The sequence below is a fragment of the Pseudonocardia sediminis genome (assembly GCF_004217185.1).
GTDB lineage: Bacteria > Actinomycetota > Actinomycetes > Mycobacteriales > Pseudonocardiaceae > Pseudonocardia > Pseudonocardia sediminis.
This window is the reverse complement of the sequence record NZ_SHKL01000001.1, coordinates 4,765,575-4,790,195: the sequence shown is the minus strand read 5'-3', so window position 1 is coordinate 4,790,195 and position 24,621 is coordinate 4,765,575. Positions and strand designations below refer to the sequence as shown.

The 24,621-nt window shown below is 74.0% G+C and carries 23 protein-coding genes and 3 pseudogenes; 14 read left to right on the top strand and 12 right to left on the bottom strand.

Annotation, left to right across the window (positions count from 1 at the left end; translation table 11 throughout):
- Positions 1-2: 2 nt before the first annotated feature.
- From EV383_RS22410 to EV383_RS22375, 8 genes are all read right to left on the bottom strand, one after another.
- Positions 3-1,082, bottom strand: coding sequence for an ABC transporter substrate-binding protein (locus EV383_RS22410; RefSeq protein WP_130291754.1), 1,080 nt, complete (start codon positions 1,080-1,082; stop codon positions 3-5).
- Positions 1,083-1,220: 138 nt separating this feature from the next.
- Positions 1,221-2,141, bottom strand: coding sequence for a sulfite exporter TauE/SafE family protein (locus EV383_RS22405; protein WP_130291753.1), 921 nt, complete (start codon positions 2,139-2,141; stop codon positions 1,221-1,223).
- Between the two features lie 136 nt (positions 2,142-2,277).
- A complete protein-coding gene (locus EV383_RS31380; RefSeq protein ID WP_165438459.1) occupies positions 2,278-2,418 on the bottom strand; it encodes a hypothetical protein in 141 nt (46 codons plus the stop codon).
- Between the two features lie 214 nt (positions 2,419-2,632).
- Positions 2,633-3,418: a sirohydrochlorin chelatase gene (locus EV383_RS22400; protein WP_130291752.1), complete on the bottom strand. Its 786-nt coding sequence runs from the start codon at positions 3,416-3,418 to the stop codon at positions 2,633-2,635.
- An 8-nt stretch (positions 3,419-3,426) separates the two neighbouring features.
- Positions 3,427-4,725, bottom strand: coding sequence for a sulfate adenylyltransferase subunit 1 (locus tag EV383_RS22395; protein ID WP_130291751.1), 1,299 nt, complete (start codon positions 4,723-4,725; stop codon positions 3,427-3,429).
- Entirely contained in the window at positions 4,725-5,639 is a 915-nt protein-coding gene (cysD, locus tag EV383_RS22390) for a sulfate adenylyltransferase subunit CysD (protein ID WP_130291750.1), read from the bottom strand. The genes EV383_RS22395 and cysD overlap by 1 nt, the downstream gene beginning before the upstream one ends.
- Before the next feature lie 31 nt (positions 5,640-5,670).
- Positions 5,671-6,378: a phosphoadenylyl-sulfate reductase gene (locus EV383_RS22385; RefSeq protein ID WP_130291749.1), complete on the bottom strand. Its 708-nt coding sequence runs from the start codon at positions 6,376-6,378 to the stop codon at positions 5,671-5,673.
- Positions 6,379-6,589: 211 nt separating this feature from the next.
- Positions 6,590-8,257: a nitrite/sulfite reductase gene (locus tag EV383_RS22375; RefSeq protein WP_130291747.1), complete on the bottom strand. Its 1,668-nt coding sequence runs from the start codon at positions 8,255-8,257 to the stop codon at positions 6,590-6,592.
- A 224-nt stretch (positions 8,258-8,481) separates the two neighbouring features.
- Between EV383_RS22375 and EV383_RS22370 the strand changes: the two genes are divergently transcribed.
- The 5 genes from EV383_RS22370 (at position 8,482) to EV383_RS22350 (ending at position 12,761) form a co-directional block, all read left to right on the top strand.
- The gene (locus tag EV383_RS22370) at positions 8,482-9,369 is read left to right on the top strand and encodes an alpha/beta fold hydrolase (protein WP_130291746.1); all 888 of its coding nucleotides are present in this window, start codon (positions 8,482-8,484) and stop codon (positions 9,367-9,369) included.
- A 77-nt stretch (positions 9,370-9,446) separates the two neighbouring features.
- Positions 9,447-10,049 carry a hypothetical protein gene (locus tag EV383_RS22365; protein WP_130291745.1) on the top strand — a complete coding sequence of 201 codons (603 nt, stop codon included), beginning with the start codon at positions 9,447-9,449 and terminating at the stop codon, positions 10,047-10,049.
- Between the two features lie 26 nt (positions 10,050-10,075).
- Positions 10,076-10,621 carry a hypothetical protein gene (locus tag EV383_RS22360; protein ID WP_130291744.1) on the top strand — a complete coding sequence of 182 codons (546 nt, stop codon included), beginning with the start codon at positions 10,076-10,078 and terminating at the stop codon, positions 10,619-10,621.
- 63 nt (positions 10,622-10,684) lie between these two features.
- Entirely contained in the window at positions 10,685-11,857 is a 1,173-nt protein-coding gene (hemW, locus tag EV383_RS22355; protein WP_242623247.1) for a radical SAM family heme chaperone HemW, read from the top strand.
- Positions 11,858-11,963: 106 nt separating this feature from the next.
- Positions 11,964-12,761 (top strand): esterase/lipase family protein, encoded by a 798-nt coding sequence (locus EV383_RS22350; RefSeq protein ID WP_130291742.1) that lies wholly within the window; start codon positions 11,964-11,966, stop codon positions 12,759-12,761.
- 63 nt (positions 12,762-12,824) lie between these two features.
- Here the strand turns inward: EV383_RS22350 and EV383_RS22345 are convergent, their stop codons facing one another.
- From EV383_RS22345 to EV383_RS22335, 3 genes are read right to left on the bottom strand one after another with little or no spacing between them, the layout of a single operon-like run.
- Positions 12,825-13,673 carry an ABC transporter permease gene (locus EV383_RS22345; protein ID WP_130291741.1) on the bottom strand — a complete coding sequence of 283 codons (849 nt, stop codon included), beginning with the start codon at positions 13,671-13,673 and terminating at the stop codon, positions 12,825-12,827.
- The gene (locus EV383_RS22340) at positions 13,670-14,668 is read right to left on the bottom strand and encodes an ABC transporter ATP-binding protein (protein WP_130294836.1); all 999 of its coding nucleotides are present in this window, start codon (positions 14,666-14,668) and stop codon (positions 13,670-13,672) included. The genes EV383_RS22345 and EV383_RS22340 overlap by 4 nt, the downstream gene beginning before the upstream one ends.
- 32 nt (positions 14,669-14,700) lie before the next feature.
- Positions 14,701-15,846, bottom strand: coding sequence for a hypothetical protein (locus tag EV383_RS22335; protein ID WP_130291740.1), 1,146 nt, complete (start codon positions 15,844-15,846; stop codon positions 14,701-14,703).
- A gap of 132 nt (positions 15,847-15,978) precedes the next feature.
- Here EV383_RS22335 and hrcA point away from each other — a divergent pair, with 132 nt between their 5' ends.
- From hrcA to EV383_RS22315, 4 genes are all read left to right on the top strand, one after another.
- Positions 15,979-16,998, top strand: a complete 1,020-nt coding sequence (gene hrcA, locus EV383_RS22330) for a heat-inducible transcriptional repressor HrcA (RefSeq protein ID WP_130291739.1) — start codon at positions 15,979-15,981, stop codon at positions 16,996-16,998.
- 78 nt (positions 16,999-17,076) lie between these two features.
- A complete protein-coding gene (gene dnaJ, locus EV383_RS22325; RefSeq protein WP_130291738.1) occupies positions 17,077-18,243 on the top strand; it encodes a molecular chaperone DnaJ in 1,167 nt (388 codons plus the stop codon).
- A gap of 5 nt (positions 18,244-18,248) precedes the next feature.
- Positions 18,249-19,049, top strand: coding sequence for a 16S rRNA (uracil(1498)-N(3))-methyltransferase (locus tag EV383_RS22320; RefSeq protein WP_130291737.1), 801 nt, complete (start codon positions 18,249-18,251; stop codon positions 19,047-19,049).
- Positions 19,050-19,056: 7 nt separating this feature from the next.
- The gene (locus EV383_RS22315) at positions 19,057-20,025 is read left to right on the top strand and encodes an alpha/beta hydrolase family protein (RefSeq protein WP_242623245.1); all 969 of its coding nucleotides are present in this window, start codon (positions 19,057-19,059) and stop codon (positions 20,023-20,025) included.
- 15 nt (positions 20,026-20,040) lie between these two features.
- Here EV383_RS22315 and EV383_RS22310 read toward each other — a convergent pair whose 3' ends face one another.
- The gene (locus EV383_RS22310) at positions 20,041-20,832 is read right to left on the bottom strand and encodes a CYTH domain-containing protein (protein WP_130291736.1); all 792 of its coding nucleotides are present in this window, start codon (positions 20,830-20,832) and stop codon (positions 20,041-20,043) included.
- Positions 20,833-20,931: 99 nt separating this feature from the next.
- Between EV383_RS22310 and EV383_RS22305 the strand changes: the two genes are divergently transcribed.
- The 5 genes and pseudogenes from EV383_RS22305 (at position 20,932) to EV383_RS22295 (ending at position 24,603) form a co-directional block, all read left to right on the top strand.
- A complete protein-coding gene (locus EV383_RS22305; RefSeq protein WP_130291735.1) occupies positions 20,932-21,477 on the top strand; it encodes an isochorismatase family protein in 546 nt (181 codons plus the stop codon).
- A 121-nt stretch (positions 21,478-21,598) separates the two neighbouring features.
- Positions 21,599-22,327, top strand: a pseudogene (locus EV383_RS32395) (PhoH family protein); the annotation flags it as partial.
- Positions 22,316-23,143: pseudogene (locus tag EV383_RS32960) on the top strand (LAGLIDADG family homing endonuclease); the annotation flags it as partial. The pseudogenes EV383_RS32395 and EV383_RS32960, both read left to right, overlap by 12 nt.
- A gap of 261 nt (positions 23,144-23,404) precedes the next feature.
- Positions 23,405-23,773: pseudogene (locus tag EV383_RS32385) on the top strand (PhoH family protein); the annotation flags it as partial.
- On the top strand, positions 23,770-24,603 hold the full coding sequence (locus EV383_RS22295; protein ID WP_130291733.1) for an SAM-dependent methyltransferase: 834 nt from the start codon (positions 23,770-23,772) through the stop codon (positions 24,601-24,603). The pseudogene EV383_RS32385 and the gene EV383_RS22295, both read left to right, overlap by 4 nt.
- Positions 24,604-24,621 lie beyond the last annotated feature (18 nt).

Here is a 24,621-nt window from a genome sequence, read left to right as displayed (position 1 = left end):
GATCACCCCTGCTTCTTGTCGAGTCCGGCCGCGTCGACGGCCGGCTTCCCGTCCGCCTCGCGGACGGTGTTCAATGCGGTGACGTCGATGAATCCCTGCAGGTTCGCCTCGGTCTTGGACGCGCCCGCGGTGACGCTGTCCTTGGCCAGCTGCGGGAACGTGGCCGCGAGCGGGTCGTTGTCGAACTGCAGCTCGGAGAAGGCCCGGTCCAGCACGGCCGGGGCCAGGGCCGAGTTCGTCAGCTTCTTGATCGCGCCGTTGGCGACGGTCTTGGCCTCGTCGCGCCGGCTGTTCGCGAAGTCGATCGCCTTCTGCTCGCCGCGCAGCAGCGCCGCGACGGTGTCCGGGTGCTCCTGGAGGTACTGCGTGCGCACGATCAGCACCGTGGTGGGGAACTTGCCGTCGGGCCACAGGCTCTTCTCGTCGACGAGGACCTTCGCCCCGGCGTCGACCAGGCGCGAGCTCCACGGCTCGGGCAGCCACCCGCCGGCGACCTCGCCCTTCTTGAACAGATCGAGCGTGCGCGGGTTGTCGATGTTCTGGACGGTGACCTTGTCCGGTCCCTGCCCGATCTCGAGCTTCTGCTCGCCGAGCCACTTCTTCAGCGCGACGTCCTGGGTGTTGCCCAGCTGCGGGGTCGCGATGGTCTTGCCCTTGAGCTGCTGGGGCGAGGTGATGTCGGGCGAGGTGACGAGCTGCGCGCCGGCCGAGGTGGACCCGGCGATCAGGCGGACGGCCTCGCCGTTGGACTTGGCGAACGCGTTGATGGCCGGGCTGGAGCCGATGAACCCGGCGTCGAGCGACCCGCCGAGCAGCGCGTTGACCTCCTCCGGTCCGGCGTTGAACGTCTGGGTGGTGAGCTTGGTGCTGCCCAGCTCCTGGGCGAACAGGCCCTTGTCCACGCCGATCAGCGCGGGTGCGTGGGTGATGTTCGGGAAGTAGCCCAGGCGCAGCTCGGCGGCGGGGGAGGCGGACGCCGCGGGGGCCGATCCGCTCTCCTCGGCGCGCGAGCAGCCGGTGAGGACGGTCAGGGCGACCAGGGCGGTGGCGGTGGTGGCGGTGAGCAGACGGGAGAGGCGCATCGGCCCTGTCTTTCGGGGTGGGAACGGGTTCGGGGGAGGGTCAGGTCGTACGGACCCGGCGACAGAGGGCGCTGGAGAGGCGGCCGTGGTCACGGTCGCGCCGCCGGGTGAGCACCCGGCGTCGGTGCGGAGGGGTCGTCACGCCTTCTCGCCGGCGGCGACGGGGTCCCGGTCCTCGGGCAGAGCGGCACCCTCGGCCCTGCTGCGGCGCAGACGTGTCACCGCGACGGCGACGGCGGCCGCCCAGACCAGGGAGATCCCCACGTAGACGATCGTGGTGACGGTCGAGCTCGCGTCCAGGGCGCGCAGGATGGTCCGCGCGTTGGTGAACACGATGATGCCGCCGACGGCGGTGCCCAGCACCGGCGCCGGGACCTTCGTGACCAGCCACGCGGCCAGCGGCGCGGCGAGCACGCCGCCCAGGAGCAGGCCGCCGATCGTGTAGGGGTCGAGGACCTCCGAGCCCAGGCCGACCAGGAAGCCGATGCTCGCGGCGACCGCGACCATGAACTCCGATGTGTCGACCGACCCGATGACGGTCCGCGGCGCCGTCTTGCCCGCGGTCAGCAGCGCCGGGGTGGCGACCGGGCCCCACCCACCGCCGCCGGAGGCGTCGACGAAGCCGGCGACCAGGCCGAGCGGGGACAGGAACTTCGCGCGGTGCGGCGAGGTCCGGGCGGTGGAGACCTTCGGCGGGCGGAAGGAGAAGCGCAGGAGCACGTAGACGCCCAGCGCGAGCAGGATGCCGGACATGTAGGGCGCCGCGTCGTCGGTCGAGAGCGCCGACAGGGCCGTGGCCCCGAGGAACGCGCCGATCGCGCCGGGCACGCCCAGGCGCAGCACGAGCTTCCAGTCGACGTTGCCGAACCGCCAGTGCGACGCGCCCGCGGCGAGGGTGGTGCCGACCTCGGCGAGGTGCACCGAGGCACTGGCGGTCGCCGGGTTGACGCCGGCGATCAGCAGCAGCGACGTCGAGGTGACGCCGTAGGCCATGCCGAGGGCGCCGTCGACGAGCTGGGCGCCGAAACCCACGAGGGCGAAGACGATCAGGGTGCGCACGAGAGGTGTCTCCAGGTCGAACAGGATCGAGGCACACGGAACGGCCCGCGGGCTCGCGTCGGCGCGAGACGGGTCGGGGCGTGCGGGAAGAACGAGCGGGCTCGGGGAGCCGCGTGCTCAGGAGGCCGGGCGGGGCTCAGGAGGCCGGACAGAGCCCGTCGAAGTCATCGATCCGGCGCGAGGGCCAGAAGCACTCGAGGTGGGCGACCAGGTGCCAGGAGACCGACGGGTCCGCGGCACAGCGCGGCCCGGTACCGGTGTTCACGGACGTGGTCACCCGCTCATCCTCCGTCGAGTGACGCCGGAGGACAACCGGTCGTCCGAGGTGCGGGAGTGAGCCGAACCTGTCCGGACAACTCGACGGGCCGGGGCCCCGACCAGGGCCGGAACGGCGTCCGAACGGCGGTGTCCGGCCCACCTGGCGGACACGGGTGGCGGCGCTCACCGCCGACCACCCCGGCCTCCGGCGCGCGCGTCGCCGGGAAGCGCGCTCAGCGACGTGCGGCGGACGCGGCCGCGGTCGCGGAACGACCGGCGGCGCGCAGAGAGCCCGGAACGGAGTCGGACAGGGAGGCCGCGTAGCGGTCCAGCACCACACGCGCGACGGAGGGTTCGGCTCCCAGCGGCCCGGCCAGGACGGCGTCCGGGTCCGCGGCGCGGGCACCGTCGTACACCCGGTCCAGCAGCCGTCCCGGGGCCAGGAACCACGGCGCGACGGCGATCCGGTGAGCGCCACGGCGGCGCAGGTCCGCGATCGCGGCCGTGACGTCGGGCTCGGCGGCGGCCGCGAACGCCGCACCGGCCAGCGGCCAGCCCGCGGCGATCCGGTGCACGACGTCGTTGGCCCCGGGGCGTCCGGACCCGGCGGCGGCCAGCACGACCCCGAGGCCGGGGTCGTCGGGTGAGCAGCCCTGCTCGGCCAGCCGCCGGCGTGCCGCGCCGACGATCTGCGGGTCCGGGCCCAGGACGTCGGCCACGGTCACCCGCAGGTGGGGCAGGCGCCCGACGGCGGCGTCCACGGCGGCCGGGATGTCGACGCGCGCGTGGTAGGCCGACCCGAGCAGCAGCGGGACCACGACGACCGGCCCGGACCCGACCGAGGCGAGCACCTCGGGCAGCCGGGGCAGGTTGAGGTCCAGGAACGCCAGCCGGACGTCGAGGTCGGGCGCCAGGGCACGGGTGACGTCGACCAGGGCACTGACCGTCGCCGCGGACCGGAGGTCCCGGCTGCCGTGGGCGACGACGACCAGGACCGGCGCGCCGTCGGAGTGGGTCATCGCGGCGGTCAGCCCACCGCGGGGGTGAGCGCGAGGGGGTCGCCGACGAGCCCGGCGGCCAGCGTGTTGCCGGTCGGCGGGTCGATCAGCAGGAAGCCACCGGTCGTGCGGACGCGGGCGTACTCGTCGACCGGCAGCGGGTCGGCGGTGCGCAGCGAGACCCGGGCGATGTCATTGATCGCGAGCTTCTCCGGGGCGTCGACGTAGCTGACGGTGTCCGGGTCCAGCCGCGAGCCGAGCGCGCCGACGATCACCTGGGTGGTCCGGGTGCCGTGCTTGAGCAGCAGCCGCGCGCCCGGGACCAGCGGCTTCTCGGCCAGCCAGCACAGGGTCGCGTCGATCTCGTCGGTGACCTGCGGGGCGTCGCCCGCGGCGGCGATCATCGCGCCGCGCGGGGCGTCGATGTCGTCGGCGAGCAGCACGGTGACCGACAGGCCGGCGCCGGCGGAGGTCAGCGGCCCGTCCGCGGTGCGGACCTCGGCGACCGTGGTGCGGTGCCCCTCGGGCAGCACGACGACCTCGTCCCCGGCACGCACGGTGCCCGACGCGACCTGGCCGGCGTAGCCGCGGTAGTCGTGCAGCTCCTCGGTGCGGGGACGGATCACGTGCTGCACCGGCAGCCGGAACGGGGCCTCGGCGTCCGGGCCGACGACCGGCACCGACTCCAGGTGCTCGAGCAGTGTCGGGCCCTCGTACCAGGGGGTGTTCTCCCCGCGCTCGGCCACGTTGTCGCCGACCAGCGCGGAGACCGGGATGGTCTCCACGGTGTCGTCGGCGAAGCCCAGCGAGCGGGCCAGCTCGGCGAAGTCCTTGGCGATCGCGGTGATCGCGGACTCGTCGTAGCCCACGAGGTCGATCTTGTTGATGGCCAGCACCAGCCTCGGGACGCGCAGCAGCGCGAGCACCGCGGCGTGGCGGCGGGTCTGCTCGACGACGCCGTGCCGGGCGTCGACGAGCAGCACGGCCAGCTCCGCGGTCGACGCGCCGGTCACCGTGTTGCGGGTGTACTGCACGTGGCCGGGGGTGTCGGCGAGCACGAACTCGCGCGTCGGCGTGCCGAAGTAGCGGTAGGCGACGTCGATCGTGATGCCCTGCTCGCGCTCGGCGCGCAGGCCGTCGACGAGCAGCGACAGGTCCGGTGTGGTCAGGCCCTTGTCGACGGAGGCGCGCTGCACGGCCTCGATCTGGTCGGCCAGCACCGACTTGGTGTCGTAGAGCAGCCGTCCGACGAGGGTGGACTTGCCGTCGTCGACGGAGCCCGCCGTGGCGAAGCGCAGCAGGTCCCGGGGTCGGTCCGTGTCCACCATCAGAAGTAGCCCTCCTTCTTGCGGTCCTCCATGGCGGCCTCGGACATCCGGTCGTCGGCCCGGGTGGCGCCGCGCTCGGTGAGGCGGGACGCGGTCACCTCGGCGATGACCTCGTCCAGGGTCGTCGCGCTCGACTCGACGGCGCCGGTGCAGGAGCCGTCGCCGACGGTGCGGTAGCGGACCGTCTTCGACACCAGCTCCTCGCTGCCGCGGGGCCCGCCCCACGGGCCCTCGGCCAGCCACATGCCGTCGCGGGAGAAGACCTCGCGCTCGTGGGCGAAGTAGATGTCGGGCAGCTCGATGTTCTCGCGCTGGATGTAGCGCCAGACGTCGAGCTCGGTCCAGTTCGAGATCGGGAACACGCGCACGTGCTCGCCCGCGGCGTGCCGGCCGTTGTAGAGGTTCCACAGCTCCGGACGCTGCTTGCGCGGGTCCCAGCGGCCGAACGCGTCGCGGAGCGACATGATCCGCTCCTTGGCCCGGGCGCGTTCCTCGTCGCGGCGGCCGCCGCCGAACACGGCGTCGTGCCGGTTCTCGGTGATCGCGTCGAGCAGCGGCTGGGTCTGCAGCGGGTTGCGGGTGCCGTCGGCGCGCTCGACGAGACGGCCGTCGGCCAGGTAGTCCTCGACGTTCGCCACCTCGAGCCGCAGGCCCAGTCGCTCGACCAGGGAGTCCCGGAACGCGATGACCTCGGGGTAGTTGTGCCCGGTGTCGACGTGCAGCAGCGGGAACGGCACCGGCGCCGGCGCGAACGCCTTGACCGCCAGGTGCACCAGCAGCGTCGAGTCCTTGCCGCCGGAGAACAGGATCACCGGGCGGTCGAACTCGCCCGCGACCTCCCGGAAGATGTGGATGGCCTCGGACTCCAGCGCGTCGAGCGCGTCCAGGGCGGGCCGGGGTTCAACGGTGGTCATCGTGCGCCTTCCGCGCTGGTGGGGTGGATGCTCACGAGGCGTGCAGACCGCACTCGGTCTTGGCCCGCCCGGCCCAGCGCCCGGAGCGCGGGTCCTCGCCGGGGGCGGGCTTCACTGTGCACGGTGCGCAGCCGATGCTCGGGTAGCCGGCGTCGACGAGCGGGTTGACCAGGACCCCGTGGTCGCGGATGTAGGCGTCCATCTCCTCGTCGCTCCACGCCGCGATCGGGTTGATCTTCACCAGCCCGAACTTGTCGTCGTAGGTGACCAGCGGGGTGTTCGCCCGGGTCGGGGCCTCGACGCGGCGGACGCCGGTGACCCAGGCGTCGTAGCCGGCCAGGGTGCGCTGCAGGGGGACGACCTTGCGGAGCGCGCAACAGCGGTCGGGCTCGCGGGCGAACAGGTCCTTGCCCTCGATCGCGTCCTGCTCGGCGACGGTGTGGTCGGCCTCGGCGTTGACGATCCGGATCCCGTCGTAGACCGCGTCCACGGCGTCACGGGTGCCGATCGTCTCGGCGAAGTGGTAGCCGGTCTCCAGGAACAGGACGTCGACGTCCGGCTTGGCCTTCGTGGCCAGGTCCACCAGCACGGCGTCCTGCATGTTCGACGCGACGATCAGCCGGTCGCCGAACGTCTCGGCCGCCCACGCCAGCAGCTGTGCCGCCGTGGCGTCCGGGCCGAGCTGCGCCGCCCCGTGCTCGGCGACGGCCTTCAGGTCCTCGGTGACACTCACACTCACGGCTCAAGCTCCTGTTCTGTTCGACGTCCCCGTCGTGTCGGGAACCCCGAGTCCCACGAACGTCACGACGAACGTGCGCACGCATCCCGCACACCACCACGCCGCACCCGGCACCTTCTCGGAACGTTCGGCGGGGCGGAGATCTTCCTCGCCGCAGTACGGGCAGTAGAACGGGACGGCGCGCTCGCTCATGTCTCGATCACTCCGGGGGTCACTTCAGGTCGTTCTCGTCGGCGCGCTTGACCCACTGCGGGAAACGCTCGTCCTCGGTGCGCTGCTCGGCGAACCGGCGCACGACGCGCTCGACGTAGTCGCCCAGCTCGGCGCTGGTGACCTTGAGACCGCGGACCTTGCGACCGAACCCGGCGTCGAGGCCCAGCCCGCCGCCCAGGTGCACCTGGAAGCCCTCCGCCTGGTTGCCGGCGGCGTCGGTGACGATCTGGCCCTTGAGCCCGATGTCGGCGGTCTGGGTGCGGGCGCAGGCGTTCGGGCAGCCGTTGAGGTGGATCGACACCGGCGCGTCCGGGACGACGTCGGCCAGGCGCTTCTCCAGGTCCTCGACGAGGCGGATCGCGCGTTCCTTGGTCTCGACGATCGCGAGCTTGCAGTACTCGATGCCGGTGCACGCCATCGTGTTGCGGCGCCAGGTCGACGGCTCGGCCTGCAGCCCCAGCATGTTCAGGTCCGCGGTCAGGGTGTCGAGCTCCGCGTCGGCGACGTCGAGGACGACGATCTTCTGCTGGGCGGTGAAGCGGACCCGGGCGGACCCGGCGCGCTCGGCGGCGTCGGCGACCGCGACGAGCGTGGTGCCCGAGACCCGGCCGGACGCCGGCGCGACGCCGACGAAGTTGAGCCCGTCCTTCTGCCTGTGCACGCCGACGTGGTCGATCGCGCGCTCGACAGTGACCGGCGCCGGGCCGTCGATCAGCTTCCGGCCCAGGTACTCGTCCTCCATCACCTGGCGGAACTTCTCCGGGCCCCAGTCGGCGATCAGGAACTTGATCCGGGCGCGGTGACGCAGGCGGCGGTAGCCGTAGTCGCGGAACACCGACACGACGCCGGCCCAGACGTCGGGGACCTCGTCGAGCGGGATCCACGCGCCGAGGCGCTCGGCGATCCGCGGGTTGGTCGAGAGCCCGCCGCCGACCCACAGGTCGAAGCCCGGGCCGTGCTCGGGGTGGTTCACGCCGATGAACGAGATGTCGTTGATCTCGTGGCCGATGTCCTGCTGCCAGGAGATCGCCGACTTGAACTTGCGCGGCAGGTTGGAGAACTCGGTGCTGCCGATGTAGCGCTCGATGATGGTGTCGATCGCGGGGCGGGGGTCGATCTCCTCGTCCGCGGACACCCCGGCGACCGGCGAGCCCAGGATCACCCGGGGGCAGTCGCCGCACGCCTCGGTGGTGAGCACGCCGAGGCCTTCCAGCTTCTTCCAGATCGCCGGCATCGACTCGATCTCGATCCAGTGGTACTGGATGTTCTGCCGGTCGGTGACGTCGGCGGTGTCGCGGGCGTAGGTCTGCGAGACCTCGCCGATCGCGCGCAGCTGCTCGGTGGTGACAGCGCCGCCGTCGAGACGCACCCGCAACATGAAGTAGCGGTCGTCGAGCTCGTCGGGCTCCAGCGCGCCGGTGCGGCCGCCGTCGATCCCGGGGCGGCGCTGGGTGTAGAGCCCCCACCAGCGCATCCGCCCGCGCAGGTCGCTCGGGTCGATCGAGTCGAAGCCGCGCTTGGCGTAGATGTTCTCGATCCGGGTGCGGACGTTGAGCGCGTCGTCGTCGCGCTTGGCCCGCTCGTTCGGGTTCAGGGGCTCGCGGTGGCCGAGCTTCCACTGGCCCTGCCCTTTGACGCGGGCGGGTGCGGAGGAGGTGGGCGCCATGTGGTGGGTGCTCCCGGGTCGGGGATCGGCACAGCAAGGCCCCGGTTCAGATTCGGGGTGGGTGCGCCGGAAGGGCGTTCGAGTTCGCTTCTCGCGTCAGCGTAGACAGAGTGCGCTGTCGGTCCGCGCGAGGTCGACGTGGCGCCGGGCCACGAGACGCAGACGGAGAGCGGTCACGTTCTTACAGTGCCACGCTGTCCGGACCGTGGCCAACGGGTGCCCGCATGCTGGGAGGCGACTCACAGGCCACGATCGTGGCCCCGGGCCCCTGTGTGATCATCCTGGCTGCGGTCGGCGCCGGTGCCGGCCCGTGCCGGGAGGACCGAACAGTGCACTTCCATCGTCAGGGCTCCGGTGAGCCGCTCGTCCTGCTGCACGGCATCGGCCACCGCCACCAGGCGTGGCGCCCGGTCCAGGACCGGCTCGGCGACTTCGACACCATCGCGGTGGACTCGCCCGGGTTCGGCCGGTCCGCGCCACTGCCCGCCGGGGTGCGGCCGGACATCGCCGCCTACGCCGACGCCTTCGAGGCGTTCTTCCGGGCCCAGGGCCTGGACCGCCCGCACGTCGCCGGCAACTCCATGGGCGGGGCGATCGCACTGGAGCTGGCCCGCCGGGGCGCGGTCGCCTCGGCCACGGCCCTGGCGCCGGCCGGGTTCTGGACCCCGGGTGAGCGGCGGTACGCGTTGAGCGTGCTGTGGCCGCTGGCCCACATGCCGCGCCGCCTGCGGGGGCCGGTCGCACGCCTGGCGCGCACCGGAGGCGGTCGCGCCGCGTTGTTCGGCCTGCTCGTCGCCCGCCCGGCCGACGTTCCGGCCCAGGAGGCGGTGGACACGTTGCACGACGTGTTCGCCGCGCCCGCCTTCGCCGGGGCCCTGAGCACGTTCTCCGACTTCGCCTTCACCGCGGGGGAGGAGCTCGACTCCGCCCGGGTGACCGTGGCCTGGGGCGACAAGGACAAGCTGCTGTTGTTCCGCAAGCAGTCCGACCGGGCGCGCGCCGCCCTGCCGAAGGCCCGGCACCTGGTGCTCGACGCCGGACACCTGCCCTATACCGACGCACCGGACGCCACCGCCGACGCGATCCGCACCACGGCACGGGCGACGGTCTGACGGCGGCGCGTTCACCGGTGTGAAGAGGGCACCGGAAACCCCGTGCGGGATCGACGGCCGACCCGATCCTGTCCGGCATGACGCTTCCTCACACGCGGCCCTCGACGGAGGTCCGGCCGGCCCCTTCACTGCTCGCGACGGCGATCTATCCGGCTGTCGCCCTCGGCATCGGAGCGGTGTTCGTCTTCTACGGCGTGCGTACCCTCGTCGACGGGATACCGATGGAGTACGGGTCGATCGGGGCCATGGTCCTGCTCCTGGTGCTGACCGGGGCCGCGTTCGGCTACGCGCTGATCGCCGGGCACCGTCTGGCGCAGTTCCGGCAGTGCCGGGCGGTGGAGGCCGGGTCGTGGGGGATCGCGTTCACCCTGCCCGAACGCCCGGAACGTCCCGTCGTCGTCGCCGCGGCCGACGTCGTCGGCGTCCGGGTCCGGCGCGGCAACGGCTTCCGGCTGGGCTGGGCGCAGACGAACTCGCAGAACCGTCCGTGGCCGTTCACCCCGGCCCGCGTCCTCGACGTCCGGGTCCGCGACGACCGCGCCTACCTCCACGATCCGGCGATCGACCTCCTGCGCGACGACGCGGGGGAGCCCGGGGTGTGGTCCTACCCGCTGATCGGCTTCCGGCCCGCCGAGGTCGTGGAGCTGCTGGACCGGGTGGGTGCGCCGTCGTGGGGGTGAACGGCGGGTGGGTGCCGGGTGGGTCGGTGGAGCTCTCGCCCGCGTGGTGGCGGGCGGCGATCGCGTTGCTCGCCTGCGTGGCGTTCCTCGTGGGCGGCATCGCGCTGCTGGCGGTGGGCCTGACCGGCTGGCAGGTGATCGACGCCGGTGCGGCCGGTGACCTGCAGACCCGGGCCGTCTCCCTGGTCATCGGCGGGCTGTTCGCGTGCGGAGCCGCCATGATGGCAGCGAGGGCGGGTGGGGTGCGGCGACGCGCGCGGGTCGTCGTCTCCGGGGACGGCGTCGAGCTGGTGGCCCCGGGTGTGCCGGACCGTCCGGTGCGCATCCCCTGGCCGGCGATCGCGACGATCGGGGTCGAGGGGGACGGCGCCGGTGGCGGGGCGGCCCCGGTTCTTCCGGGCCGAGCACGACTGCTCATCACCCTGCGGTCCCGCCCCGCGTCGGACGCGGTGCTGGAGCTGCTGGAGTCCGAGCCGGGCCGGATCGTCTACCGTCTCGACGGCTTCGACATCCCGGCCGTGCGCCGGACCGTCAACGGCTTCGCCCTGCGCTGCCACGATCCGGTGACCTGACGCCCCTGTGATCCGACGCCGCGGGCGGACCGCCGGTTCGCGCCGGTGGCACACTCGGATGTCGTGCCACCTTCCATCGAGCCCCCGTTCGGCGTCTACGTCCACGTGCCGTTCTGCGCGAGCCGGTGCGGGTACTGCGACTTCAACACCTACACCGCCTCCGAGCTCGACGGCTCCGGCGCGTCCCCGGACGGCTGGCTCGAGGCCGTCCGGGCCGAGCTCGCCCTCGCCGCCCGGACGGTGGGACCGCGCCCGGTGGAGACGGTGTTCATCGGGGGCGGGACGCCGTCGCTGCTCGGAGCGGAGCGCCTCGGCCTGGTGATGGACGCGATCCGCGCCGAGTTCCCGCTCGCGCCCGGCGCCGAGGTGACGACGGAGTCGAACCCGGAGTCGACGTCGCCGGAGTTCTTCGCCGGGCTCGCCGCGGCCGGATTCACCCGCGTCTCGCTGGGTATGCAGTCCGCGGCGCAGCACGTGCTGGCCGTGCTGGACCGCCGGCACACCCCGGGTCGCGCCGTCGAGGCGGCGAAGGAGGCCCGGGCGGCCGGGATCGGCCACGTCAACCTGGACCTGATCTACGCCACCCCCGGCGAGACCGACGACGACCTGCACCGCTCCCTGGACGCCGTGCTCGACGGCGGGGTCGACCACGTCTCGGCCTACGCCCTGATCGTCGAGGACGGCACCGCGCTGGCCCGCCGGGTCCGCCGCGGCGAGCTGCCCGCCCCGGACGACGACGTCGCCGCCACCCGCTACGAGATCCTCGACTCCCGGCTGTCCGAGGCCGGTCTGCGCTGGTACGAGGTGTCCAACTGGGCCGTGCCCGACCGTGATGCCGCCTGCCGGCACAACCTCGGCTACTGGCGCGACGGCGACTGGTGGGGCGTCGGGCCCGGCGCGCACTCGCACGTCGACGGGGCGCGCTGGTGGAACGTCAAGCACCCGGCCCGCTACGCCGCCGCGCTGACGGCGGGACGGACCCCGGAGGCCGGGCGCGAGGAGCTGACCGACTCCGAGCGCTACACCGAGCGGGTCATGCTGCGCCTGCGCCTGGCCGAGGGACTGCCGCTGGACATGCTCGACGCCGCCGGGCGGGGCGCGGTGGCCGTCGCCGTCGACGACGGTCTGCTGGAGCCCGCCCCGTTCGACGCGGGCCGCGCCGTCCTGACCCCGCGCGGGCGTCTCCTGGCCGACCGCGTCATCACCGACGTCCTCACCGCCCCGGTGCCGAGGTGATCGGCTCGACCTCGCACAGGTTCGGGGGGCCTCGCACAGGTTCGAACCTGTGCGAGGACGCCATCCGGTGTGCGAAGTCGGAGGGGCGTCGTGCCGGGGGCCGGGGATGAGCCCGCGGCGGAAGCTGCTGCTGGGGCTGCTCGCGCTCGCCGTCGTGGCGGTGGTGGTGACGGTGCTGGTGCCGCTGGTCGGGTCGCGGGACTCCTCCGGCTCCGGGGCGGTCGCGCAGGACCGGCCCGGCACCGTGCTGCTGGTCCCGGGCTACGGCGGTAGCCGGGCCGGGTTGCTGCAGCTCGCGGGTCGGATCGAGTCCACCGGACGCCAGACGCAGGTGCTCACGCTGGAGGGCGACGGCACCGGGGACCTGAACCGCCAGGTCGACGTCCTCGACGCCGCCGTCGACACCGCGCTGCAGGGCGGCGCACCGTCGGTCGACGTCGTCGGCTACTCCGCCGGTGGTGTGGTCACCGGCCTGTGGGCGGCCCGCGACGACGGTGCGGCGAAGGCCCGCCGCGTCGTGACGCTCGGCTCGCCGCTGCACGGGACGACGCTGGCCACGCTCGGCTCGACGTTCGCCCCGGACGCCTGCCCGCAGGCCTGCCGCCAGCTCGCGCCGGGGTCGTCGCTGCTCGGCGAGCTCGACGCCGACCGCGTCGGGGCCGAGATCCCCTGGCTGTCGCTGTGGACGACCCGGGACGAGACCGTCACCCCACCGGACTCCGCCCGCCTCGACGGCGCCACGAACGTCGAGCTGCAGCAGCTGTGCGCCGGTGCGGAGGTCTCGCACTCCGGACTGCCCACCGACGAGGCCGTCACCGGCCTGGTGCTGCGGGCACTGTCCACGGCGCCGATCGGCCAGGCTCCCGCCGACTGCGGCACCCTGCGCGCCGCCGCCCGGGCCTGAGCCGCCCGGGCCGCGTGTGCCGCCCGACCTGCCGGGCCCGCGCCCGCTGCCGGACCGGACGGCTCAGCTCGTGACGTCCTTGGTGGCCAGGTTCGCCCAGGCCGCGCCGAACGCGACCACGATCCAGCCGAGCTGGACCAGGAGGCCCCGGTCGACGGCGTCGTAGAGGATCGGGTCCCGGAACAGGTCGATCCAGGCCAGCCAGTGGGCCGTCGGCAGGAACTGCTCGACCGCGCCGGCCGCCTCCAGGGGCTGCAGCGACGCGCTCGTCACCACCACGGCCAGCACGCCGAGCGCGGCGGCCAGCGGCGAGTCGGTGAGCGTGGAGAAGAACAGTCCGACCGCGCCGAGGGTGAGCATGCACAGCGCCAGGTAGCCGACCGTGAGCAGCGTGCGGGTGACGAGGTCGACCGGCTCGATCACCGCCCCGGACAGCGACGGCACCGCGCCGAACCCGGTCACCGCGGCCGTGCCGCCGGAGGTGGTGACGCCGCCGAACCCGAACGCGGCGATCCCCACGACGTAGGAGGTGACCGTCACGAACACGACCGCGAGCAGCACGAACGCCGCCACCGACACGAGCTTCGCGAACAGCATCCGCAGCCGTCCGACCGGGCGGACCAGCAGGTAGCGCAGCATCCCGGTCGCCGCCTCGCCCGCCACGGTGTCCCCGGCGACGACGGCGACGGTGATCGGCAGGAACACCGGCAGCACCAGGGCCAGCGCCGCGGCCGGGAAGATCTGGCCGTTCGTGGTGACCGCGGACAGGAACGCCGCGCCGCGACCGGGCGGCGGGGCCAGGCCCGTCGCGGACACCAGCACCGCGACCAGCGCCGGCAGCGCGCACAGCAGGGCCCAGCACATCCAGACGCGTCGCTTGCGCAGCATCAGGGCCAGCTCGACGCCGATCACCGGACGATCCTCTCGGTCGCGGGGCCGGCCAGGTCCCCGTCGTCGGAGCGGCGGGGGCCGGGGAGCCCGTTGCGGCGCGGGTCGAAGCGGTCGGCGCCGGAGCCGGAGCGTTGCAGCACCACCTGCTCCAGGGTCCGTCGTTCCACCTCGAGCCCCGTCACGGCGACGCCGTGCGCGACGAGGTGGGCGTTCAGGTCGGCCGGGTCGTCCGCCCGCACCTGCAGCGTCGTCGCGCCCGGCCGCTCCTCGACGGCGCGGCCGAGCAGCCGCGCGGCGCCGTCGGCGTCGGGGGTGCGCACGGTGATCCGTCCGGTCGGGGCGCGCAGCACGTCCATGTCCTCGGTGAGCACCAGCCGTCCGGCGTCCATCAGGCCGATCCGGGTGCACAGCGCCTCGACCTCGGAGAGCAGGTGGCTCGACAGCACGACGGTGGTGCCGCCGTCGTTCAGGGCGACCATCAGCGACCGGATCTCGCCGATGCCGCGCGGGTCCAGGCCGTTGGTCGGCTCGTCCAGGATCAGCAGCGGCGGGCGGCGCAGCAGGGCCGCGGCGATGCCCAGGCGCTGGCGCATGCCCAGCGAGTAGGCCTTCACCGGGCGCCGGTCGACCCCGGCCAGGCCGACCTGCTCCAGCGCCTCCTCGACGCGGCGGCGCCGGGCCCCCGGACGCACGACGAGTCCACCGCGGGACCCGGCGGCGTCGAGCATCCGCAGGTTCGACCGCCCGGACAGGGCCGGCCACGCGGCGGGGTTCTCGACCAGCGCACCGACCCGGGGCAGCACGCTCGCCGCGGCCCGGGGCATCGGCTCACCGAGCACGTGCGCGGTCCCGGACGTCGCGTGCACGAGGCCGAGCAGCATCCGGACCATCGTCGTCTTGCCGGAGCCGTTCGGTCCGAGCAGCCCGAAGCGGGACCCGGCCGGGACGTCCAGGTCGACCCGGTCGACGGCGGTGATCCGCCCGAAACGCTTGGTCAGGGCCTCGGTGTGGATCACCGGGCCGCCGTCGCCCGCGTCACGCGGGGCGTTCACGGCCGCACCGCCGGGACGAGCTCGGTCGCGGCCCGTTCGAGGACCTGCGGCGCCACGGTCCCGGCCAGCAGGAACCCGCCCCCGCGGCGGCGCACCACGACGAGGCTGAGCAGCGGCGTGGCCACCCGCACCGCGCGGTCGGGCGCGAGCCCGGCGACCGGCACCCCGCCCGCGGCGCTGCCCCCGCCGATGATCTGGCGGGCGACGTCGCGCCCGGTGGGGGCCAGCACGAACCGGCTCACCCCCGTCCCGTAGACGCCGACGCCGGGCAGGAAGCCTCCACCGGAGTCGGGCAGCTCCACCCGCGGCCGCCCGGCGAGGGTGTCCGGTGGCGGTGGCGCGTTCAGCCCGCGCAGCACGCCGGCCAGGTCGCCGGGCTGCGTGGCGACCGTCTCGGCCCCGGGCGGGGCGTCCGGGCGCAGCGCGAGCCCGGACGGCGGCGCCGTCTCGACGGAGGTGAACGCCGTCGTCAGCGCCGGTTCGGACGCGCCCTTCGCGGTGATCTCGACGGCCACCGGCAGCGCGGGCGTCCCCGACGGGCCGGGCAGCGCCCAGACGTCGACGGACGCGACCGTCCCGGCCGGGTCCGCCGGGGTCACGCGGAGCCCGGGGACGTCGTACCCGGCGACCCGGCGCGGCGCGACCGTGGACACCGGGTCGGCCGCGGTGAGCTGCAGCAGCCACCGCCCCAGGTCCGACGGCGAGAAGTCCGACGCGCGCGGCAGCCGCACCGGGGCGATCCCGCGGAGCGTGGTCAGCCGGTTGCCGCCGTAGTCCCACAGGTACTCGGTGCCCCCGAGCCGGTAGGTGTCGATCTCCCCGGCCGGGGTGAGCTGGTCGACCCGCCACCGGTCCTCGGCCGCGACCTGCACCCGGATCCGGGTCGTGGTGGACAGCAGCGCGGACGCGCTCTCCAGGCGGGGGATGTCGGGCAGGCCGAGCCGCCCGGTGCTCTCGGCGAGACCGGTGTGTGGCACGACACCGGACAGCACCGCGTCACGCAGCTGCGCCGGCGTCGGGCCCGCGGCGCCTGCGGCGGGGGAGACGGGGAGCCAGCCGTCGGCGGTCCCGGCCGCGACCAGCGCCGCGGCACCGGCACCGACCAGCAGCCAGCGGCGGCCGAAACGGCGCGGAGGAGGCACACGTCCCACCGTGCCACAGCCCGGGGCGGGTCTGTGGCGCTCCGGGACGGGCGTGCGCGGGCAGGACCATGACGCTCGACACGGCCTAGACTGGGGCCGGGTACGGGGGACGACCGGGGGAGGTGCCGCAGGGTGAACGCCGACGAGCGACGGTTCGCCGTCCTGCGCGCGATCGTCGCGGACTACGTCTCGACCCAGGAGCCGGTCGGGTCCCGGGCGATCGTGGACCGGCACAACCTGGGCGTGTCGAGCGCGACCGTGCGCAACGACATGGCCGTCCTGGAGGACGAAGGCCTGATCGCCCAGCCGCACACCAGCGCGGGCCGGATCCCCACCGACAAGGGCTACCGCCAGTTCGTGGACCGGATCGCCGCGGTCAAGCCGCTGTCGTCGGCCGAGCGGCGCGCGATCCAGACGTTCCTCGAGGGCGCGGTCGACCTCGACGACGTGCTGCGCCGCAGCGTCCGGCTCCTCGCCCAGCTCACCCGTCAGGTCGCCGTCGTGCAGTACCCGACGCTGACCCGCTCCACCGTGCGTCACCTCGAGGTCGTCGCGCTGACCCCGGCCCGGCTGATGCTGGTGCTGATCACCGACTCCGGACGCGTCGACCAGCGCGTCGTCGACCTCGGCGACGTCCTGTCCGACACCGACGTCGCCCGCCTGCGCGACCTGCTCAACGGTGCCCTGGCCGGTCAGCGACTCGGCGAGGCGTCGGCCGCGGTGGCCGACCTGGTCGAGGCCGGGCCGCCGGACCTGCAGGCCCCGCTCACCACGCTGGCCACGGTGCTGATCGAGACGCTCGTCGAGCACCCCGAGGAGCGACTGGTGCTGGGCGGGACGGGGAACCTGACCCGCAACCACGCCGACTTCCCGGGCTCGCTGCGCCAGGTCCTGGAGGCGCTCGAGGAGCAGGTCGTGGTGCTGCGGCTGCTCGCCTCGTCGCAGGACTCCGGCCTGGTCACGGTGCGGATCGGCGAGGAGAACGAGGCCGAGGACCTGCGCGGTGCCTCGGTCGTCACCGTCGGGTACGGCTCCGGGACGCCGCTGGGCGGAATGGGCGTCGTCGGACCGACGCGGATGGACTACCCCGGCACGATCTCGGCGGTGGATGCCGTCGCCCGATACGTGGGTGAGATCCTGACGGGACGCTAGGGGCGTTCCAGCCCGTCAAGGCCCGGCCGGGACTCCGCCGCGGCAGATCTACACGAAGGACCACGAGGGAACAGCCAGGTGGCACGCGACTACTACGGGATCCTGGGCGTCGACAGCGGCGCCGGGGCCGACGAGATCAAGCGGGCGTACCGGCGTCTGGCGCGGGAGCTGCACCCCGACGTCAACCCGGACCCGACGTCGCAGGAGCGCTTCCGGGAGGTCAGCACCGCCTACGAGGTGCTGTCCGACCCGGAGAAGCGCCGCGTCGTCGATCTCGGCGGCGACCCGATGGACCCCCGCGGCGGGGGCGGCGGAGGCGGCGACCCGTTCGGGGGTGGCTTCGGTGGCTTCGGCGACATCATGGACGCGTTCTTCGGCAACGCCGCCGGTGGCGGCCGTGGCCGGGGCCCGCGCAGCCGGGTCCAGCCCGGTGCGGACGCGCTGATCCGGATGGAGCTGAGCCTGCAGGAGTGCTCCACCGGCGTGCAGCGCGACCTGACCGTCGACACCGCCGTGCTGTGCACCGTGTGCACCGGCTCCGGCTGTGCCGAGGGCTCGAGCCCGACGATCTGCGACACCTGCGGCGGCAACGGCGAGATCCAGAGCGTGCAGCGCTCGTTCCTCGGCCAGGTCGTCACGTCGCGGCCGTGCCCGACCTGCCGCGGCTTCGGCGAGGTCATCCCCGACCCCTGCCGTCAGTGCGCCGGCGACGGACGGGTGCGCTCGCGTCGCTCGGTCGCCGTCCGGATCCCGGCCGGCGTGGCCGAGGGGATGCGGGTCCGGCTCGCCGGCCAGGGCGAGGTCGGCTCCGGCGGGGGACCGGCCGGGGACCTCTACGTCGAGGTCGAGGAGACCCCGCACGAGATCTTCACCCGCGACGGCGCGGACCTGCACTGCACGCTCCCGCTGCCGATGACCGCGGCCGCCCTGGGCGCGACGCTGCCGCTCAAGCTGCTCGACGACTCGATCGAGGAGCTGCGGATCGAGGGCGGCACCCAGTCCGGCACCGTCCGGACACTGCGCGGCAAGGGCATGCCCCGGCTGCGCTCCACCGGACGCGTGGACGGCGCGGGCGACCTGATGGTGCACGTCGAGGTCGCGGTGCCGACGAAGCTGGACAAGGAGCAGACCGAGCTCCTGCGCCAGCTGGCCAAGCTCCGCGGCGAGGAGCAGCCGGACCTGGTCGGCGGTGCCCGTAACGGCCACGGCCTGTTCTCCCGCCTGCGCGACACCTGGGGCCGCTGACCACCGTGAGCACGCTGCCGCTGTTCCTGGCCGAGGACCTGGGCTCGCTGCCCGCCGTCGGCGGGCCGCTGGAGCTGACCGGGCCCGAGGGCCGGCACGCGGCGACGGTCAAGCGGATCCGTCCCGGTGAGCACGTCTCGCTCTCCGACGGCCGCGGCGCCGTCGCCGAGGCCGTCGCGGGGGAGTCCGGGCGGGACTCGCTGATGGTCGACGTCGGCCCGGTGCGCCGGGTCGCCGTGCCCGCCGTGCGGGTCGCCGTGGCGCAGGCCCTCGTCAAGGGCGACCGCGGCGAGCTGGCCGTGGAGACGGCCACCGAGGCCGGTGCGGACGAGGTCCTTCCGTGGCGGGCCGCACGCTGCGTGGCCCGCTGGGAGTCCGGACCGCGCGGGGAGAAGGCCCTGGCCCGCTGGCGCACGACGGTCCGCGAGGCGGCCAAGCAGGCGCGGCGCCCCTGGATCCCGGACGTCGCCGAGCCGGTGGACACCGCGGCGCTCGCCCGGCGCATCGCGGACGCCGACCTGGCGCTGGTGCTGCACGAGTCCGCGGCCGAAGGGTTGCGCGACGTCGCGCTGCCCGCCGCCGGGACGGTCCTGCTCGTCGTCGGTCCGGAGGGCGGGATCGACGATCGGGAGCTCGACGCGCTAATCGCCGCCGGCGCCCGCACGGTGCGGATGGGACCGGAGGTGCTGCGCGCCTCCACCGCGGCCTGCGTCGCGCTCGGGGCGCTCGGCGTGCTGACCGGACGGTGGGCCCGCGACACCGAATCGGTCTCGACGACCCCCTCGACCGTTCCCGTCGTGCCATGATCCCGCCGTGCGTGACCTCGATCACCCGGCACCGGACGCGTCGACGACGACCGTGCGGAGCGCCCGCCCCGTCCCCGGGGAGCCCGCGATGAGCCGTCGCCGCTTCGGCGCGTCCCTGCTGTCGCTGGGTGCGCTCGCCGCCGTCCCGGTCCTGGCGTCCTGCGGCGGCTCCCCGCCGAGCGGCCGGCCGGGCACGTCGGCGACCGCCGAGCCCACCCCGGAGCGCCGGGCCTACGGCTCGGACGCCAGCCAGTTCGGCGAGTTCACCGCCCCGGCCGGGTCGGCCGCGGCGCGCGGCATCGTCGTGGTGATCCACGGCGGCTTCTGGCGCTCGGGCTACGACCTCTCGCTGGGCCGCCCGCTGGCCGCCGACCTGGCCCGGGCCGGCTGGGCGACCTGGAACATCGAGTACCGCCGGGTCGGCAGCGGCGGGGGCTGGACCTCGACCTTCGACGACGCCGCCCTCGCGGTCGACCACCTCACGACGCTCGGCAGCACCCGCCTGGACCTGAGCCGCGTCTACACGCTGGGGCATTCCGCGGGAGGGCACCTCGCGGCCTGGCTCGCGGCCCGGCCCGGTCTTCCGCCGGGCAGCCCCGGGGCGGCGCCGAAGGTCCGGGTGGCCGGCGTCGTGTCCCAGGCCGGCGTGCTGGACCTGATCGACGGCGCGACCCTCGGCGGCGGCGCGGTGGTGGACCTGATGGGCGGGCGGCCGTCCGACGTGCCCGACCGCTACGACGTCGGCTCCCCGGCCGAGCGGACGCCGCTGGGCGTCCCCTCGGTGTGCGTGCACGGCACCGCCGACGCGAACGTCCCGATCTCGCAGAGCGAACGCTTCGTGCAGCGCGCCGTCGCCGCCGGGGACCGGGCCGAGCTGGTCCGGATCGAGGGCGCGGACCACTTCGCCCCGATCGACGTCACGACGCCGGCGTGGAAGGCCTGCACCGCGGCCCTGGAGCGCGTCTCCGCGGGCTGAGCCGCGGGGAGGGCGTCACAGCCCCGAGAGATGCTCCAGCGACGCCCCGGTCTTGGTCCGCTGCCCGGCCCCGGGGTCGACACCCTGCTCGGTGAGGAAACGCCCGGCCGCCGCGGCGGTCGCGGCGACGCGGTCGACCCGGCAGCGCGCGGACACCTCGACCAGGCGGGCGCCGTCGGGGTAGGTCCAGTCCTCGACGACCAGCCCGGGTCCACCGTCGCGGGGCGCCGTGCGGCGGCGCACCACCTCGATCGGCCCGAGCCTGCTCAACCCGTCGAGGTCGATCCGGTGCTCGGCGTGGCCGCGGGCGAAGGCGCGCTGTTCGGCCGAGAACAGCGAGCTCAGCGGACGACGGCCACGCAGCGCCGCACGGATCGCGGCCGGGGCCAGCGAGCGCCCGAGCGCCGCGGACCACCAGGACATCCCGGGCAGCGCGTCCAGCTCCACCCGCAGGTTCGGCGAGCGCCGGATCCGTCCCGGCAGCGGGATCGGGCTCTCCCGGCGCAGCTTGACCACCGCGTCGTCGTCGCCGCGCTTGTTGCGCCGTGCGCGCAGGATCAACCCGCTGTCACGCAGCTCGAGGTCCGGGGTGTCGAAGAACCACACCTGCCGGGTGCGGACGTCACGGCGGGAGAGCTCGGGGGCCTTCAGGACGGCGTCGTGGCTCGACTCGGGTACGAGGAACTTGAGTTCCACGTGGCGGACGGTGCTCGCGCGCTTCTGCGCGTCGGCGAGGTCCGTCCACGGGTGACAGACGCCGGAACCCCCGGACGCGACGCTGCCCTTCTTCGACTTGTCCGACCCCATAGAGCTGTGCTGTTCCCCCTGTGTCGCCGACGAAACGCCGCGGTCACCGGGGGCCGGGGCGCTCGCGCGAGATGACCCGATCATAGGTCCCCGCCTACGATGACGCTCGTGCTCGTCGACGCGCCCGGTTCCCTGCTGCTGTTGGTCGACTTCCAGAAACGGCTGATGCCCGCGATCGCCGACGGCCCGGCCGTCGTCGCGAACGCCGTGCGCCTCGCCGAGGCCGCGGGGATGCTCGACGTGCCGGTCGCGGCCACCGAGCAGAACCCCGACGGGCTCGGCCCGACCGTCGACGAGCTGGCGGCCTACCCGCAGATGGTGCTGATGAAGACCGCGTTCGGGGCCACCTCCGAGCCCGGCTTCGAGACGGTGCTGCCGCCCAGCGGAGCCGAGCGGATCGTCGTGGCCGGCTGCGAGGCGCACGTCTGCGTGCTGCAGACCGTGATCGGGCTGCGTGAGCGCGGACACCGGGTCGTGCTGGTCGCCGACGCCGTCGGCTCCCGCACCCCGGCCAACCACCGGGCCGCGCTGGTCCGTGCCCGCGAGCACGGCGCCGAGGTCGTCACGACCGAGATGGTGCTGTTCGAGTGGCTCGCGAACTCGCACCACCCGCGTTTCCGCGACGTCCAGAAGCTGATCAAGTAGACGTCGCCGGGAGGACACCGGGGCCGGGGCCCGGGGAAAACGCGGGGGTGCGGTACCCCGTGGGATCGGTACCATCGCCGTCGTCCACCACGGGCGAGACCGAAGGCAGGCGATTGCACCCTTGACCGGAACCGAACCCGGCGGCCCCATCGACGCACGGGACGGCACGGTCCGGTCCCGCATGGTCGTGCCGGACGCCGCACTGCTCGCGCTCCTCGGTTCCAGTGACGAGAGCCTGCGCACCGCCGAGGACGCCCTGACCGCCGACGTGCACGTCCGCGGCAACGAGCTGACCCTCACCGGGCTGCCGGCCGACGTCGCGTTCGCCGAGCGCGTGTTCACCGAGCTGATCACCCTGGCCGAACGCGGTCAGCAGGTGACCGGCGACGCCGTGCGCCGGACCGTCGAGATGCTCTCCGACGAGGGCGCCGACGACCGCGAGCGCCTCGGCGAGTCCCCGGCGGAGGTGCTGAGCCTCGACATCCTGTCCCGGCGCGGCAAGACCATCCGCCCGAAGACGCTGAACCAGAAGCGCTATGTCGACTCCATCGACTCGAACACCATCGTGTTCGGTGTCGGCCCCGCCGGTACCGGCAAGACCTATCTCGCGATGGCCAAGGCCGTGCAGGCGCTGCAGGCCAAGACCGTGAACCGGATCATCCTGACCCGCCCCGCGGTCGAGGCCGGCGAGCGACTGGGCTACCTGCCCGGCACGCTCTACGAGAAGATCGACCCGTACCTGCGCCCGCTCTACGACGCCCTGCACGACATGCTGGACCCGGATTCCATTCCGAAACTCATGGCGGCCGGAACCATCGAGGTGGCGCCGCTCGCGTACATGCGGGGACGCGCACAGCCGGTCGATACCCCGGTGCTCACCCCGGACGGTTTCCGTCGGATCGGGAGCCTGCGTGTCGGCGACATGGTCACCGGCAGCGACGGGCGCCCGACGCCGGTGCTCGGGGTCCACCCCCAGGGGAACAAGGAGGTCTTCCGGCTGACGACCCAGGACGGGGCGTCGACACTCGCCTGTGGCGAGCACCTGTGGCACGTGAGGACCCCGGACGACCGCCGTCGGGGCAAGGACGGGCGTGTCCTGCAGACACGGGACATGCTCGGAAAGCTGCGTTGGTCGCACGCCCACCGGTACGAACTGCCGCTGGTCGGTGCCGTGCAGTCCCCCGAGCAGGACGTGCCGATGGACCCCTATGCACTGGGTCTGCTCCTGGGCGACGGGTGCCTCACGACGACCACTACGCCGGCGTTCGCCACGAAGGACCCCGAACTGGCCGAGGCCCTCGATGCGGCACTGCCCGACATCGAGCTCATCCGTAGGACCGAGGTCGACTACGTCCTGCGCCGCGTCGGTGGAGGGGGCCGCGGTGGTGTGATCACGGCCAACCCGGTGACGGCGATTCTGCGCGATCTCGGCCTGGCCGGGACGCGTTCGGACACGAAGTTCGTGCCCGCCGGCTATCTGAACAACAGCGCGGAGGTCCGGCTCGCCGTCCTGCAGGGACTGCTCGACAGCGACGGCGGACCGGTCCGGCAGCGTGGACGCACCTGCCGGATCCAGTACACCTCGTGCTCGGACCGCCTGCGTGACGACGTCATGTACCTCGTCCGCTCGCTCGGCGGGGTCGCCTACGCGAGGACCCGTACCGCCGAGGGCCGCAGGCCCGGACTCGCGAAGGGACGACCGGTGCACAACCGGTCCGACGCACACGTCCTCGACATCCGGCTGCCCGCAGGACTCGCCCCGTTCCGGTTGACACGCAAGGCCACGGCCTACGACGCCGACGGCGGCGGGCGGCCGATGCGGTTCGTCGAGTCGATCGAACCGGCGGGCGAGGCCGACTGTGTCTGTATCTCGGTCGCCGCAGCCGACTCGCTGTACGTGACCGAGGACTTCATCGTCACGCACAACACGCTCAACGACGCCTTCATCATTCTCGACGAGGCGCAGAACACCACTCCGGAACAGATGAAGATGTTCCTGACCCGCCTCGGGTTCGGGTCGCGGATCGTGGTCACCGGTGACGTCACCCAGATCGACCTGCCGGGCCACGCCAAGTCCGGCCTGCAGGTCGTGCGGGAGATCCTCGACGGCGTCGACGACGTGCACTTCGCGACGCTCGACAGCGCCGACGTGGTTCGCCACCGCCTGGTCGGCGACATCGTCGACGCCTACGCCCGGTGGGACGCGGCCGGTGAGCGCCGCGCCGCGATGTCGGCCGGCAACACCGCGCCGCGCAACGGCCCGCCGCAGACACGGCAGGCGGGCCGGCGACGGTGAGCGACACGGCGGCCGGTGGCGACGACGCCGCCGACCGCCCGGAACGGGTGCCGGCCGGGGTCGACATCACGGTGCCCAGCCCGGCGCGGATCTACGACTTCATGCTCGGCGGGTCGCACAACTTCGCGGTCGACCGCGAGGTGGCGGCCCGCGCGAGCGCGTCGAGCCCGGTCGCGGCCGAGATGGCCGTGGCCAACCGCGCCTTCCTCGCCCGCGCGGTACGGACGCTGCTCGACGCCGGGATCCGGCAGTTCCTCGACCTCGGCTCCGGCATCCCGACCGTCGGCAGCGTGCACGAGATCGCCCGGGCCGAGGACCCGGAGTCGCGGGTGGTCTACGTCGACCACGACCGGATCGCCGTCGCCCACGGCGAGCAGGTGCTGCGCGGTGACGACCGCGCCATCGCACTGCTCGCCGACGTCCGCGCCCCGGCGACGGTGCTGGCCAAGGCCGCCGCGACGGGCCTGCTCGACCTCGACCGGCCGCTAGGGCTGCTTCTGGTCACGACGCTGCACTACGTGGGCGACGACGCCGGGCCGGCGTCGATCATGCGTCGCTACCGCACGACCCTGGCGCCCGGCAGCCACCTGGTCCTGACGCACCTGACCGACGAGATCCGTGCGGACGAGGTGGCGCACACGGTCGAGCTGATGCGCCCGGGCCCGAGCCCGGTGTTCGCCCGGGACCGGGCCGCGATCACCGCGCTGTTCGGGGACTTCACGCTGCTCGGGCCCGGTCTGGTGCCCGCGACGCGGTGGCGCCCGGAGCCCGGGACCGACGTCGCGGACCCGCCGATCCTGGCCGGTGTCGCGGTGGCTCCGGGGACCTGAACGGGGAGCCGACCGGGC

Excerpts from the sequence above, each read along its gene's own strand:
- EV383_RS22350 (WP_130291742.1), top strand. The coding sequence starts at position 11,964 with ATGAGCCCGCGGCGGAAGCTGCTGCTGGGGCTGCTCGCGCTCGCCGTC.
- EV383_RS22395 (WP_130291751.1), bottom strand. The coding sequence starts at position 4,725 with ATGGTGGACACGGACCGACCCCGGGACCTGCTGCGCTTCGCCACGGCG.
- cysD (WP_130291750.1), bottom strand. The coding sequence starts at position 5,639 with ATGACCACCGTTGAACCCCGGCCCGCCCTGGACGCGCTCGACGCGCTG.
- EV383_RS22375 (WP_130291747.1), bottom strand. The coding sequence starts at position 8,257 with ATGGCGCCCACCTCCTCCGCACCCGCCCGCGTCAAAGGGCAGGGCCAG.
- EV383_RS22370 (WP_130291746.1), top strand. The coding sequence starts at position 8,482 with ATGCTGGGAGGCGACTCACAGGCCACGATCGTGGCCCCGGGCCCCTGT.
- EV383_RS22410 (WP_130291754.1), bottom strand. The coding sequence starts at position 1,082 with ATGCGCCTCTCCCGTCTGCTCACCGCCACCACCGCCACCGCCCTGGTC.
- EV383_RS22310 (WP_130291736.1), bottom strand. The coding sequence starts at position 20,832 with ATGGGGTCGGACAAGTCGAAGAAGGGCAGCGTCGCGTCCGGGGGTTCC.
- EV383_RS22400 (WP_130291752.1), bottom strand. The coding sequence starts at position 3,418 with ATGACCCACTCCGACGGCGCGCCGGTCCTGGTCGTCGTCGCCCACGGC.
- EV383_RS22365 (WP_130291745.1), top strand. The coding sequence starts at position 9,447 with ATGACGCTTCCTCACACGCGGCCCTCGACGGAGGTCCGGCCGGCCCCT.
- EV383_RS22305 (WP_130291735.1), top strand. The coding sequence starts at position 20,932 with ATGACGCTCGTGCTCGTCGACGCGCCCGGTTCCCTGCTGCTGTTGGTC.